Genomic DNA, 14,327 nt, shown 5'->3' with positions numbered 1-14,327 from the left:
TTATGGAAGAAAGAAAAACAACAACAGTACGTGTACTTGTTGAACATTTAAAGCTTACACAATTAACCGGAGATGATGCATCATTAAATCGTTTGGTCACAGTACCCAATACGAATCGTCCTGGACTTGAATTATCCGGATTCTTCGATTATGCGGAGAATAAACGGATCGTAATCATCGGTAAAAAGGAAACAGCATTTATTAAAGGTTTACCAGAATCTGAACAATTCAAACCATGGGATTTTCTGACATCTGAAGAAACACCGCTTATCTTAATTACAAGTAGTAATCCTTTACCGAAAGTCCTAGCTGAAATTGCGACTGAGAAAAATTTCCCAGTATTTCGTACGGAACGCGCAAGTTCAGATGTCATGGTCGATATGGTAACATTCTTAGATGAAGAACTTGCTCCGACAACAAATGTTCATGGAGGACTCATGAATGTCTACGGTCGTGGCGTACTTATTATTGGTGGCAGTGGAATGGGGAAATCGGAGCTAGCTCTTGAACTCATCAATCGAGGCCACTCATTGGTTGCTGATGATCGTGTTGATATTAGTCGTGTCAAAGATATGATTATTGGCTCAGCACCTGAACTTTTACGCGGAATGTTAGAGATTCGAGGAATTGGAATTATTGATATTACGAAAATGTTTGGGACTCATGCTTACCTCGAAGCGAAAGAAGTCGATTTCGTCGTCGAACTTGAAAAGTGGGACGATTCAAAAGAGTACCGACGCGTTGGCATTGAACAAGATGCTCATTATGATGCCTTTGGGTTACAAATTCCACACCTAGTGTTTCCCGTCCGAGAAGGTCGAAATATGGCCGTATTGGTAGAATCAGCAGTGCGTGATTTTATTTTGAAACAACGAGGCGTTGACACTGCTGCGGAATTTGATGCCCGCGTCATGAACTTTATTCAAAAACAAAATGAGGAGCATAAATAATGATTGAATTTTTTCCAAACACTAAAATATTTCTAGAAATAGGACCTGTATCCATTACGTGGTATGCAGTACTCATTATGACAGGAGCAATTATTGCTTTTGTTATTAGTAAACGAAATTTATTAAAAGTTGGTTATAAAGCGGACGATATCGATGATATCTTTATTGGATCGCTGTTAAGTGGATTTGCTGGAGCACGTATCTGGTATATCTTGTTCTTTGACTTTAAGCAATACCTCAAAGATCCAATGATGATTTTTAAAATTTGGGAAGGGGGACTCGCAATTCAAGGAGGCCTCATTGCCGGTGCAATTTTCTGCTATTTCTATATGAAACGTAAGCGTATTAATTTTGTTCAAGCCGCAGATCTAATTTTACCTAATGTTTTGATTGCACAAGCAATTGGTCGTTGGGGAAACTTCATGAACCAAGAAGCATTTGGTGGTGTCGTTTCAGAATCATTCTTTAATGGATTTCCAACATTTATCAAAGACATGATGTTTATCAATGGGAATTACCACCATCCAACATTCCTTTATGAAAGTGTTGCTAATATAGTTGGTTGGATTCTCATCGTGCTCGTTTTGAAACGCTTCAGTCGTATCAAACGTGGTGATCTAACATTTGCATACCTTATGTGGTATGGTGCGACACGATTCTTTATTGAGGGGCTTCGAACAGACAGTCTTTATTTCTTCAATATTCGTATCGCACAATTAATATCCGTCATATTCTTGCTTGTTGGCTTATTTGGATATCTTGGTGGATTCCAAAAAATTATTGGAAAGCCAAAGCCAATTATCCTTTGGGATTTTGATGGGACACTTGGAAACACACAAGAACTTATTATTAAAACATTTAAAAAAGTATTTGAAATTCATAAACCAGACTATAACTTAAGTGATGAAGAAGTTCGTTCATTCTTAGGGCCTACGTTAGAAGATACGTTTAAGAAGCATTTTGATGCTGATCGCGTGGATGCCATTATTGATGAATACCGTGAAATAAATATTGCGATGCATGCGGATTACGTTACCGAAATGGAACACGCAACAGAAGTCTTAACAGCTCTAAAAAATGATGGTTACCGTATGGGAATAGTATCAAATAAACAAACTGCATCCCTTATGGTCGGTGTTGAACTTCTTGAAATGCAAGATTTCTTCGAAGTTGTACTGGGAAGTGATCTATTCAGTCCAGAGAAACCTGATCCTGCTGGAATTGATCTTGCCTTAGAACAAATGAATGTCGATAAGGGTGGTGTTATCTATATTGGAGATACCCCAAGTGATATCATCGCTGGACAGCGGGCAGGTTCATTTACAATTGGTTACGTATTTGATAAAATGCGTGAGAAAGAACTTCGTGAGACCAATCCAAATCGTGTGATTGATGACTTACGCGAAGTTCAAGAAATTTTGAAGGAGGATCATGAATGGACAATAACTATGATGTAATTATCATTGGAGCAGGACCTGCGGGATTAACTGCTGCAGTCTACGCTGGGCGTGCTGGTTTGAAAACAGCAATGTTAGAATATGAAGCACCTGGTGGAAAAATGATCAAAACAGATATCGTATGTAATTATCCTGGAGTCGATAATGTTTCAGGTGTAGACTTATCCATGAAAATGTTTGAACATTCCACAGCTTACGGAGCTGAATACATCTATGGTGAAGTATCAGAAATCATCGATGAAGGGGAATGGAAAATCGTTAAAGCGAGTGGCACTGAGTACAAGACACATGCTGTAATTATTGCAACCGGAACCAATGAACGCACATTAGGTTTTGCTGATGATGAACGTCTCTTAGGAAAAGGGTTGTCATACTGTGCAGTTTGTGATGGCGCATTCTTTAAAAACAAAGATGTCGTCGTTATCGGTGGTGGTAACTCAGCACTTGAGGAATCGGTATACTTAACACAATTTGCGAATAAAGTTGACCTTGTAATCCGTCGCGACGTATTCCGTGGTGATGAAGCAAATCAACGTCAAGTACTCAATAACCCAAAAATTAATGTAATCCGTAAACACGTTCCCGTAGACTACATTGTTACAGACGAAGGAAAAGTTGGCGGTATCAAATTTAAAGATGTTGAAACCGGTGTAGAATTAGATGTTGCATCGGAAGGAGTCTTCCCATATATTGGTGCGATTCCAGCAACGGGATTCCTAGCTAATCATGAAGGTATGGTTGATGAAGAAGGGTATTTAATTGTAAATGAGCAATTGGAGACTGTCATTCCTGGAATCTTTGGTGCAGGTGATGTTATTCAAAAGCATCTACGTCAAATCGTCACTGCAACAAGTGATGGTGCGATTACAGCACAAAACGCATTCCACCATATACAAAATCTAAAATCTAAGGTATAACCTTAGATTTTTGCTATAATAGAGGTAAGAGGTGTTAATATGAATCATCTAAATAAACCAAAAATTGTATTAGTAACCGGACTTTCAGGCGCAGGAAAAACCAGTGCAATGGCTGTCTTAGAAGACATGGGCTATCATTGCATAGACCGCTTCCCTGCTGCTTTGATTGATAATCTTATCGATGAAATTATTGCAAAGAAAACGCCTGGATATGAAAATGTTGCATTATCAGTAACTGCAAAAGATTTTTTTAAATTCTATAAACGTTTAAAAGGTATTGATGCCGAACTTACGGTGCTCTTCCTGGATGCCTCAAAAGAACAGCTGCTTTTACGATACAAATACAACCGTCGTAACCATCCGCTTGTGGTGGCAGGACTTGCAAATAGCCTGGAAGAAGGACTTGATGCGGAGATAACAGAGTTTTCAGAAATAAAATCATTCGCAAGTATTATCATAGATACGACATTCTTAACAGCGCAAAATTTAACACAAAGAATTCAACGCTTCTTTAGTGTTGAAGGTAAACAAACGCTAAATATTAGTTTCATCTCATTTGGGTATCGTAAAGGTTTACCGCGAGATGCAGACCTTGTTTTCGATGTACGTTTCTTAAACAATCCATATTGGGAAGAATCACTTCGTGAAAAAACTGGAAACGATGTCGCAGTTTACAACTACGTATTGGATGATCCAAAAACTCAAGAGTATTTAGAATATTTGAAACCGTTTTTGGATTATTCCTTTGATAAATACGTGGAAGAATCCAAACATTTATTAACCGTTGCAATTGGCTGTACAGGGGGGCAACACCGTTCTGTGTCAATTGTCAATTGGCTCTATGATCAATACCGTAAAGACTACACATCGTTCAAAAACCATCGTGATGTGAAGGACGAAAAAGCAGTATGAATGTTGTAGTTGTCGGTGGTGGAAAAGGGCAATCTGCACTGCTTCGCGGACTTAAGAACGTTGAAGGAATTAATTTAAAAGCAATCGTAACTGTCGCTGATGATGGTGGAAGTACAGGGCGTTTGCGCGAAGAATTTAATTTACCCGCAATGGGTGATATTCGAAACGTTATGCTTTCGCTTGCCGAGTCAGAAACGTTACTCTCAGTTATTATGAACTATCGCTTTGATGAAGGAACACGCTCGTCACTGGCGGGGCATAATTTGGGCAACTTAATTTTCACCGCGCTTGCAACAGCATCTGGAAACTTTATGGAAGTCATCACGCAGTTGTCACAAGTTCTCAATGTCAAAGGGGAAGTTATCCCAGCATCAATGGATTTTATTACCCTATGTGCGCGTATGGAAGATGGCACCATTGTACGTGGAGAATCCAATATTCCTAAGTATAGTAACACCATTGATCATGTCTACTATGATGTCGATGTGAAAGCAACAGAGAATGCTGTTGCAGCAATTATGGAAGCGGACGTAATAGTGATGGGTGTGGGGTCTGTATATACATCGATTTTACCAAATCTCATCATTCCCGAAATTAAAGAAGCCATTCGCCAAACGAAAGCAAAAAAAGTATATTACTGTAACGCAATGAGCCAACCTGGAGAAACTGATGGCTATACTGCTGAAGATCATGTTAATGCGATTCTCAAACACATTGATGCATCACTTGATCTAGTCGTAGCAGCTTCAGATCCAATTTCAAAAGAAGTCTTGGAACATTACGAAGAAGAAAATAGTTACCCAGTTCTCTTTAGAACACAAAATCATACCTATCCTGTTCTACAACAAGATTTATTGCATTTTGATAATAATCGAATCCGTCATGATCATGATAAAGTAGAAAAAGGATTCAAAGAAGTTTTGGAGGCATTAGGATGTCCTTTAGCAGTGAAGTAAAACATGAAATAACTACCGTCCCGTTCAAGCCATGTTGCGAACGTGCTTTATTGTCTGCATTTTTGCATATAAACTCAAATTTGCTGATCGTTAATAAGCAGATGCAATTACAAATTGAAACAGAAAATGCAGCGATTGCAAAACGAATGTATCAAATAATTAAGAATCGGTACGAAGTTCAAATCGAATTAACAGTGGTACGAAAACAAAGACTCAACAAGAGTAACGTTTACGTCTTGCGAGTTTTAGAAAAGGGCATTGAGATTTTAGAAGATGTGGGAATCTATTCATCCAAAGGGATGCGAGAAACACCGTCTAAAATCATAACGCTCAAAGAGTGTTGTGCAAAAGCTTATCTAGCAGGAGCTTTCTTAGCGAGTGGTAGCATTAATGCTCCTACAACCGCTAACTATCATCTAGAAGTCTCAACGGCTGAAGAATCGCTATCTCGCTATATCATGCGTTTAATGAAAATGTTTGATATCGGTGCGAAGGTTACCGAACGTCGTGGACGCTACATTGTTTATGTCAAAGCAGCAGACCAAATAGCAGACTTCTTAAAAATAACAGGAGCACATTCAAAAACACTTGAATTTGAAGATGTTCGTATTCAACGAGATTTTAGAAATTCTCTAACTCGCCTTGATAACTGCGAAGTTGCGAATGAAGTAAAAACAATAAAAGCGGGGAATGCACAAATTGATGCCATTCAAAAGTTAATCGAACATAATCGATACAGTCATATTGAAGAACGCCTCATTCAGGTTGGAGATTTGCGTATGGAAAACCCTGAGACAAGCCTCAATGAGCTTATCGACCTCTATCATGAAAAGTATAATGAACCCATTAGTAAATCAGGACTACAACATCGCTTTAAAAAGCTGATTGAGTTAGCTGGTAAAATCGAAGAATCAGAACAATAGGTAGTGAAGTCTTAAGCAATGCTTAAGACTTCTTTAGAATTACGTGACAAGGAGACATCATTACGAAATGATTTTTACATTACGAGAAGCAAAGCCTTCCGATGCCCAACGTCTTTTTGAGGTATCCTGTGACGAGGATGTCATGGAATATTACGGAACGGAAGCATATACAAGTATTGAACAAGCGCATCATGAACTTGATTGGTTTCATGAACTGTCGGCAACAAAAACTGGCTTTAGATGGGTTATTGCTGATGAACATGATATGTACATTGGAAACATTGGTGTTTTTGGATTTGACCCTAAAAATAACCGAGTTGAAATGGGATATCAATTAGATAAAGCATATTGGGGAAAAGGAATCATGACTGATGCAATTCAGACGGTACTTTATCACTGCTTTAATCAATATTACTACAATCGTGTTCAAGCGGTAATTGATCCTTTAAACATTGGTTCGCGTCGGGTCCTCGAAAAAAATGGATTTGTGCGTGAGGGACTATTACGTGATTATGAGTTTGAACGAGGACATTATGTCGATATTGAGATGTATGCAATCCTCGCTAAAGACTACATTATGTGATGGTTGCGTGAATGTTGCGATAAACACTCTGGCATCTGTTTTTTCATGATATAATGTGCGAAAGGTGGTATATTATGAGTTATTTATTTTTATTACTAATTATGGTGGTTTTTGTGATGTTATTGCCGCAGTTAGTGGGAATATTTCTAGTCATTTGGTTAGTCTACACAATTCTGAGAGTTTTTGGCGTAATCCGTCGAGAAAAACAACCACAACAAAATCAACAATATACGCAGTATACAAACAACCAAAGCAATTCACAGTATCAAAATCAATCAACGCAACGACCTAAAGGTGATGTCATTGATGTTGAATTTACCGAACATGAAGTAGACGATAAAAACTAATCGATTTGGAGGTATTCTATGTTGCGCCATGCAAACCCAACAGATCTTGCTGATCTAAAAGCTAAGTTTGAACGAGAGGTCCATGAAAATGTGGATTCGATAGCAATCGGATCCTTTTTGACGCATGACAATACGTTTGTGTTTCAAAATGAATCCAGTAAAATGGGTCATGCAGTCATTATGCCTAAAGTACTCGAACTTCATGGTAAACGGTTGAAAGCTTCATATATCATCGATATAGAAGATGAAGATGAAACAATCTTGGAAGAACTTGTTGCGGCATCATCGCATGAAGAGTTGGTGACCTTGCTCCAATCGAGCGACGCACGAAAATATGAAGCTATCGGATTTGAGCCTGTAGTAGAAATAATGGAGTACAACATTCAAGCATCATCGCTTCCTGAGTTAGGTGTTGAGGGAATTGTTTTGGATCCCGTGAATCAAGATTTAGTGAGTGTTTATAATCGTTTTATGAAGCATTTTACTGGATACTTTATTCGTGATGCATCAAGTTTCGAAGCCATGAAGAAAGAATTAGATTCGATTCGTGGTGGGATTATTGGATTTAGCGAGAATGGGATTCTTGTTGGCTATGCAATCTATGAGAACAAAGGTAGTTTCATGAAAATACGAGAATGTATCTATGAAAAGAGTGGACACTTGTTAAGAATGCTGTCATTTCTATCAAGAGGGAAATCGCGGATTATTCTTCAAACATCTGTTTCTGAACATATTAATCGACTCATTCCAGATGCGAAAAGAGTTAAGAAACACTTTCTTTTAGCCCGTATAAATGATAAACAATTATTTGAACGCCTGTTTCACATAAAAATTATTAGTTCATACTCTGGCTTCAATGCGTTCGGAAAGCCACTATGGAATAGGGATTTTTACTAGATTGATAGCAGTATCACAATTGACAATAGATACCAATGGTATATAATATAAAGGTCAATAAGGAGGATTTATAGACTATGGCAGTAAAAGTAGCAATTAACGGTTTTGGCCGTATTGGACGTTTGGCAACACGCTTAATGATCGGTTCAGAAGATATGGAAATCGTAGCAATCAACGATTTAACAGATGCAGCAACATTAGCTCACTTGTTAAAATATGATTCAGCACAAGGACGTTTCGATAAAGAAATCGAAGTTAAAGACGGTGCATTCGTAATCGACGGAAAAGAAATCAAAGTTCTTAGCGAACGTGATCCTAAAAACTTACCTTGGAAAGAATTAGGAATCGACGTAGTTATCGAAAGTACAGGAATCTTCACAACTGAAGAAAAAGCTGGACTTCACCTTGAAGCAGGAGCACGTAAAGTTATCATTTCAGCTCCAGCAACAGGAAACATCAAAACAGTTGTTTACAACACAAACCACGACATCTTAGACGGTTCAGAAACAATCATCTCAGGTGCTTCATGTACAACAAACTGCTTAGCTCCAATGGCTAAAGTATTACAAGACCAATTTGGTATCGTAAGTGGAACAATGACAACAATTCATGCTTACACAAACGACCAAAACACATTAGACGGTCCTCATCCAAAAGGTGATTTACGTCGTGCTCGTGCAGCAGCAGAAAACATCATTCCTAACTCAACAGGAGCAGCTAAAGCAATCGGTTTAGTAATCCCTGAGTTACAAGGTAAATTAGATGGTGGAGCACACCGTGTTCCAGTTATCACAGGTTCAATCACAGAACTTGTTGCTGTTGTTGAAAAAGACGTAACAGTAGAATCAATTAACGCAGCTATGAAAGCAGCAGTTAACGAATCATACGGATATACTGAAGATCCAATCGTATCATCAGACGTAATCGGTATGGCTTACGGTTCACTATTTGACGCAACACAAACTAAAGTTACAACACTTGGTGGTGTAAACTTGGTTAAAGTTGCTGCATGGTATGACAACGAAATGTCATATACAAACCAATTAGTACGTACAGCACACCACGTTGCTTCAAAATTCTAACTGATAGACAATTAACCTTTAAAGATACAGCGTCTGCTGTATCTTTTTTTTGCCTATAAATCCAAAAGAAGAATACAATCAAAGTAGGAAAGATAGACTGCAATGGTGTATACTTAACACTATAGAAATGTATAACGATACATATTACTGGAGGTCCCATGAAACTATACAATTCAAAACATAATAAAATAGAAACATTTAGCCCGATTGAACCTGGCAAAGTGATGATGTATGTCTGTGGACCAACAGTGTACAATCACCCCCATATTGGAAATGCAAGACCGATTGTTGTTTTCGATTTGCTACGACGCATTCTTGATGCAATTGGCTACGACGTGAAGATGGTGTCGAACTTTACGGATGTTGACGATAACATTATTAAAAAAGCACAACATGAAGGTGTTGATGAAACGGTTATTACGCAACGTTACATTGATGCCTATAATAAAGTTCGTACTGAATTACATGCAGAAGGAATCGATGCAACACCTAAAGTAACTGAAACAATGGATCGAATCATTGAGTTTATCGCAGAGCTTGTCGATAAAGGATTTGCTTATGAAGCCAATGGCGACGTTTATTTCCGAGTAACGAAAGTTAAAGATTATGGAGAAATCTCCTCGCAACGTATTGAAGATTTAATGGTTGGTGCGAGAATCGAAGAAAATACTAATAAAGAAAACCCCCTTGATTTTGCCTTATGGAAGTTTACGAATGATGACGGTATCAAATGGGATTCACCCTGGGGAAAAGGACGTCCTGGGTGGCATACTGAGTGTGTCGTTATGATAAATGATGAATTTAAGCAAGAGCGTATTGATATTCACGGTGGTGGTCAGGATTTGAAATTCCCACACCATGAAAACGAATCAGCACAATCTAAAGCAATTCATAATCATGATTTAGCGAACTATTGGGTTCATAATGCAATGTTGAATCTTGATGGGGCTAAAATGAGCAAATCTTTGGGGAATGTTCAATGGGCTCAAGAGTATATTGATACATTGGGTTCTAATCTTACACGTTGGGTACTCTTATCAACACACTATCGACTCGTCCTCAATATAACTGATGCGCTTGTGGAACAATCGCGTAAAGAACTTCAAAAAATTGAACAAGGTCTCAACAAAGCGTATATCGCCTTGGAACTTGCTAATGCTGAAATTATGGAAGGTTATGATGTTGCTTTATATGATGCGTTTTTAGATGCATTAAAAGATGACATGAATGTGGCGAATGCGACAATGGTTCTCTTTGATGCAGTGAAAGTTCTCAATCAAGCCTTACGAACGAAGGAAATTGATGCGCAAGTGGTAAGTGATTATGTACAAACGGTAGAAAAAATGATAAATATCCTGGGGATAAAAATTCCAAGAATCACCCTTACAGAATCGGATAAAGGACTTTTTGCGGAATGGAATGAGGCCAAACAATCAAAGGATTTTGAAGCCGCAGATAATGCACGCGCAGCACTCATAGAACGGGGTTTAATCTAATGTCACAGCTCTCTGGAAACGTTTTAGCATTTATTGGAGATGCTGTCCTTTCGCTTCAAGTGCGCCAACATTTAGTTGCGCAAGGAATCACGAAAACAAAACAATTGCAAGAATTATCAACCCGATTTGTTAGTGCAAAATCGCAAGCACTGTTCATGAAGAACCTTTTAGAAAACGATGCATTAACTGAAGAAGAAATGGTAATGTATAAGCGTGGACGAAATGCCAAAAGTACATCGATAGCCAAAAATGCAGATGTGACAACCTATCGCATTGCAACAGGATTCGAAGCACTTTGGGGATATCTCTATGAAACACAACAAACTGAACGTCTGGACCAATTGTGGAACGCGTTCATAGAAACGGTAGAACTATAATGTCAGAATATATCTTTGGAAAAAATACAGTAACAGCATACTTAAAGAGTGGTCAAAAACCCAAGAACGTCTATTTGTTCAATAAAGGGAGTTATCCCGAAATTGTAGCGATTGCAAAAGAAAAGAACATCAATATCCAATTTGTGGATAAATTTCGTTTGGACAAAATGGTAAAAGGCGTCCATCAAGGAGCTGTCATTGAAATCCAAGACTATCGTTACGCTGACATTGAAACGATTGTTAAGAATGCAAAACACAAGTTAATTGTTGTTTGCGATCAATTGGAAGACCCACACAATCTTGGAGCCATTTTGCGAAGCTCAGATGCTGCAGGTGTGGATGGTGTTGTTATTGGTAAACATCGAAGTGTTAGTTTAACTGCTACTGTTGCGAAGGTATCAACAGGTGCGATTAATACAGTCCCGGTTGCGCAGGTTACTAACCTAGTTCAAACGGTTCAGTACCTCAAACAACAAGGATATTGGGTTGTTGCTGCTGAAAATGCAGTGGATGCCGTATCGTATGATCAGTTCAATGTTGACATGCCAATCGCATTAGTCGTAGGTTCAGAAGGTAAGGGAATATCCCGACTCATGAAAAAAGAATGTGATATTCTCACTACAATTCCAATGTTTGGTACAGTTAACTCTTTAAATGTCTCTGTTGCAACAGGCATCCTTCTCTTTGAAATCGTCAGACGTCGAAACTTGCTAAAATAAGATAGGAGTTATTAATGCCTGGAGATTATGAATATCTTTACATGATTCGACAGAATCATACAGAAGCACTAACTACATTAATGAATAATTACAAAGGTCTAATTTGGAAACGAACGCACGTTTTTTGGCGAATGTACTCACCACAAGGTATTGGTATCGATGATGTGTTTCAGAATGCGTCATTAGGCTTCATCGAAGCGATTTATATGTATAAAGAGAGTATGGATGTAGGCCTTGCGCATTTTATAGCCATCTGTATCGATTCACACATTCAAAGTAGTCTTCGTAAGTGTCGTGGAAAGTCATACACACTTTTAGATTCAAAGCGCTCCTTAGATATGACAATAAATGAAGATGCGTCACTTTTTCTTAGTGATATCCTCATTGAAAAAGATGTTCGAAAAGATCCGCAATTTATGTCACACTACTATGAGGCACTGAGCGACCTCAATAAAATATTAGATGGACTGAGTGAAGTCGAACGAACCGTTTATAACCTTCGTGAGGCTGGTTATAGTTATGTCGAAATTTCTGAGCTGCTTAATATTAGTAAAAAGCAGATAGATAATACTTTGCAGAAAGTGCGTCGGCTGGTCCATAAGTCATCGGAATACAGTAAAAAATAAAGATGGTGATAAAGGGATAACCTTTATCATCATTTTAAATTATAAAATAAAGAATGATCGTATCAAGATAACGTATCAAATTGACACTCAGTTTCGATTATGATAAAGTTATAGAGCACGAAAGTGGGTTTTTTTATAATGTCAAACAAAAGAGAAAAAGTGATTCTAATTTGTACAGAGTGTCTCTCAAGAAACTACTCAACAAGTCGAAATCATACAAACGCAAGTGAGCGTTTAGAGATTAAAAAGTTTTGCAAACGATGCGGAAAACATACATTGCATCGCGATTCTAAATAGGAGGTTTTAGTTATGAGTTGGTTTACAATTGCAGGAATTAAAGAAGAAATTCGTAAAATCCATTGGCCAAGCCGAAAAGAACTTTCAAGCAATACGGTTATTGCGATTTCGTTTATTCTTTTCTTTGTAGTCTATTTCCTATTCACAGAAATTGTGTCAATCGAAGCATTAAAATTACTTGGAATTGGTGGATAATAAACTATGGAAGATAAACAATGGTATGTCGTTAATACTTATGCTGGTCATGAAAACCGTGTTAAGGAAAATTTAGAACGACGTGTTGAGTCAATGGGAATTGAGGATTCATTATTCCGCATTCTTGTTGCTGAAGAAAAAGAAATTGAATATAAAAATGGTAAAAAAGTAGAGAAGATGCGTAATCTTTTCCCAGGATACCTTTTCGTTGAAATGATTATGACTGATGAAGCATGGTATGTTGTTCGTAATACACCAGGTGTCACAGGATTTATCGGATCATCAGGTGGTGGAGCGAAGCCGTTCCCAGTTTCACCAGAAGAAATTGAATCAATCTTACAACGTATGGGTATGAGTGATCAAAAACTTATCGTAGATTTCGAAATTGGAGATACAGTTCGAATTTTATCCGGACCGTTTGCCGGAATCGAAGGTACAGTTGACAGTATGAATGATGATTCACAGTCAGCGATGGTTCTAACAATTCTCTTTGGACGTGAAACACCTACAGAAATTTCATACACAGATATTGAACGTATCTAATACTAACTCTCTAACCATCTGGCTAGAGAGTTTTCTTTATGTAATTTCATGAATTTATGTGAAGCGATTATTTGTAAATAAAATGATGTATAATAGATACGGATGGTAAATATGAATCAAATTGGAATCGGAATCGCAACAGGAAAAATAATCTTGATTGGTGAGCATGCTGTCGTTTATGGTAAACCAGCAATTGCCTTACCTTTTTATGCTGCGAAAATTGAAACAACAGTAACAATAACACAATCAGAATCAACCATAGATTGTGTCTTTTATACAGGGAAATTAAATACAGCACCGGAATCGATAGAAGGAATAACAGCCTTGATTCATGCTGTTTTAAAATATTTAAATAAAGAAAACGTTAATATTGATATCAACATCAACTCAATGCTTCCAGCGTCACGAGGACTCGGGTCCAGTGCGGCTGTATCTGTATCGATTGTCCGTGCATTGTTTGATGCTTTTGAGATTAAAATTACAGAAGATATTATGAAAGAACTTGTCTTAGTGGCGGAGTCAATTCACCATCTTAATCCAAGTGGTTTGGATGCAAACACAATTACACGTGGTGTGCCAACGTTATTTGAACGGGATAAACTGATGGACTCAATTGCCATGAACATGGATGGTTACTTGGTTGTTGCAGATACAGGTGTACTAGGGAATACAAAAGAAGCAGTTGCTACTTTTGGGACCCAACTGGAATGTGAGCCTGAAAAGATGAAACCTTATTTGGATGAGTTTACACAACTCGCAATGAAAACAGTTCGCGGTCTTGAACTGAATGACATTGCGAGTGTAGGTGAAGCAATGAACCGTGCGCATGAGCTATTGCGCCTCTTTGGTGTGTCAGAAACGACTTTGGATACTTTAGTTAATGCAGCACGTCGTGCAGGTGCAGTTGGTGCTAAATTGACGGGTAGTGGTCAAGGTGGATGTATGATTGCGCTTGCGCCTAATTTAACAGTTGCCTCAGAAATTTCAGCAGTCTTAAAAGGTCATGGAGCAGTTCAAACATGGCAGTATCACTTAAAGGAAATGGTGTAA

18 protein-coding genes are annotated in these 14,327 nt (G+C 38.1%); all 18 read left to right on the top strand.

Features of this window, described 5'->3' with window-relative positions:
* Positions 1-2: 2 nt before the first annotated feature.
* Positions 3-950, top strand: a complete 948-nt coding sequence (hprK, locus tag GVV19_RS07210) for an HPr(Ser) kinase/phosphatase (protein WP_159637734.1) — start codon at positions 3-5, stop codon at positions 948-950.
* Positions 950-2,407 carry a prolipoprotein diacylglyceryl transferase gene (gene lgt / locus GVV19_RS07205; RefSeq protein ID WP_159646689.1) on the top strand — a complete coding sequence of 486 codons (1,458 nt, stop codon included), beginning with the start codon at positions 950-952 and terminating at the stop codon, positions 2,405-2,407. Before hprK ends, lgt begins: the two co-directional genes overlap by 1 nt.
* Complete coding sequence (locus GVV19_RS07200) at positions 2,386-3,324, top strand: NAD(P)/FAD-dependent oxidoreductase (RefSeq protein ID WP_159639513.1); 939 nt, start codon at positions 2,386-2,388, stop codon at positions 3,322-3,324. Before lgt ends, GVV19_RS07200 begins: the two co-directional genes overlap by 22 nt.
* A gap of 39 nt (positions 3,325-3,363) precedes the next feature.
* Entirely contained in the window at positions 3,364-4,236 is an 873-nt protein-coding gene (rapZ, locus tag GVV19_RS07195) for an RNase adapter RapZ (protein WP_159637728.1), read from the top strand.
* A complete protein-coding gene (locus GVV19_RS07190; RefSeq protein ID WP_159639512.1) occupies positions 4,233-5,192 on the top strand; it encodes a gluconeogenesis factor YvcK family protein in 960 nt (319 codons plus the stop codon). The genes rapZ and GVV19_RS07190 overlap by 4 nt, the downstream gene beginning before the upstream one ends.
* Complete coding sequence (whiA, locus tag GVV19_RS07185; RefSeq protein WP_159646687.1) at positions 5,171-6,115, top strand: DNA-binding protein WhiA; 945 nt, start codon at positions 5,171-5,173, stop codon at positions 6,113-6,115. The genes GVV19_RS07190 and whiA overlap by 22 nt, the downstream gene beginning before the upstream one ends.
* Before the next feature lie 67 nt (positions 6,116-6,182).
* Positions 6,183-6,698: a GNAT family N-acetyltransferase gene (locus tag GVV19_RS07180; RefSeq protein WP_159637722.1), complete on the top strand. Its 516-nt coding sequence runs from the start codon at positions 6,183-6,185 to the stop codon at positions 6,696-6,698.
* Between the two features lie 74 nt (positions 6,699-6,772).
* Positions 6,773-7,045: a DUF4834 family protein gene (locus GVV19_RS07175; RefSeq protein WP_159646685.1), complete on the top strand. Its 273-nt coding sequence runs from the start codon at positions 6,773-6,775 to the stop codon at positions 7,043-7,045.
* 18 nt (positions 7,046-7,063) lie between these two features.
* Positions 7,064-7,942, top strand: coding sequence for a GNAT family N-acetyltransferase (locus tag GVV19_RS07170; protein WP_159637718.1), 879 nt, complete (start codon positions 7,064-7,066; stop codon positions 7,940-7,942).
* Positions 7,943-8,019: 77 nt separating this feature from the next.
* Complete coding sequence (gap, locus tag GVV19_RS07165; RefSeq protein WP_159637716.1) at positions 8,020-9,024, top strand: type I glyceraldehyde-3-phosphate dehydrogenase; 1,005 nt, start codon at positions 8,020-8,022, stop codon at positions 9,022-9,024.
* Between the two features lie 158 nt (positions 9,025-9,182).
* Positions 9,183-10,520: a cysteine--tRNA ligase gene (gene cysS, locus GVV19_RS07160; RefSeq protein WP_159646683.1), complete on the top strand. Its 1,338-nt coding sequence runs from the start codon at positions 9,183-9,185 to the stop codon at positions 10,518-10,520.
* The gene (locus tag GVV19_RS07155; RefSeq protein WP_159639510.1) at positions 10,520-10,897 is read left to right on the top strand and encodes a Mini-ribonuclease 3; all 378 of its coding nucleotides are present in this window, start codon (positions 10,520-10,522) and stop codon (positions 10,895-10,897) included. Before cysS ends, GVV19_RS07155 begins: the two co-directional genes overlap by 1 nt.
* A complete protein-coding gene (rlmB, locus tag GVV19_RS07150) occupies positions 10,897-11,616 on the top strand; it encodes a 23S rRNA (guanosine(2251)-2'-O)-methyltransferase RlmB (protein WP_159637710.1) in 720 nt (239 codons plus the stop codon). The genes GVV19_RS07155 and rlmB overlap by 1 nt, the downstream gene beginning before the upstream one ends.
* Positions 11,617-11,630: 14 nt before the next feature.
* The gene (locus tag GVV19_RS07145; RefSeq protein WP_159639509.1) at positions 11,631-12,242 is read left to right on the top strand and encodes a sigma-70 family RNA polymerase sigma factor; all 612 of its coding nucleotides are present in this window, start codon (positions 11,631-11,633) and stop codon (positions 12,240-12,242) included.
* A gap of 138 nt (positions 12,243-12,380) precedes the next feature.
* Positions 12,381-12,539 (top strand): 50S ribosomal protein L33, encoded by a 159-nt coding sequence (rpmG, locus tag GVV19_RS07140; RefSeq protein ID WP_159637706.1) that lies wholly within the window; start codon positions 12,381-12,383, stop codon positions 12,537-12,539.
* A gap of 12 nt (positions 12,540-12,551) precedes the next feature.
* The gene (gene secE, locus GVV19_RS07135) at positions 12,552-12,734 is read left to right on the top strand and encodes a preprotein translocase subunit SecE (protein WP_159637704.1); all 183 of its coding nucleotides are present in this window, start codon (positions 12,552-12,554) and stop codon (positions 12,732-12,734) included.
* A 6-nt stretch (positions 12,735-12,740) separates the two neighbouring features.
* Positions 12,741-13,277: a transcription termination/antitermination protein NusG gene (nusG, locus tag GVV19_RS07130; protein ID WP_159637702.1), complete on the top strand. Its 537-nt coding sequence runs from the start codon at positions 12,741-12,743 to the stop codon at positions 13,275-13,277.
* Between the two features lie 111 nt (positions 13,278-13,388).
* Positions 13,389-14,327 (top strand): mevalonate kinase, encoded by a 939-nt coding sequence (mvk, locus tag GVV19_RS07125; RefSeq protein WP_159639508.1) that lies wholly within the window; start codon positions 13,389-13,391, stop codon positions 14,325-14,327.

It is taken from the genome of Erysipelothrix anatis, assembly GCF_009828745.1.
In the GTDB taxonomy this organism is placed as follows: Bacteria; Bacillota_I; Bacilli_A; order Erysipelotrichales; family Erysipelotrichaceae; genus Erysipelothrix; species Erysipelothrix anatis.
Note: the sequence above shows the minus strand (reverse complement) of the source record. Positions and strands in the feature narration are given on the sequence as shown.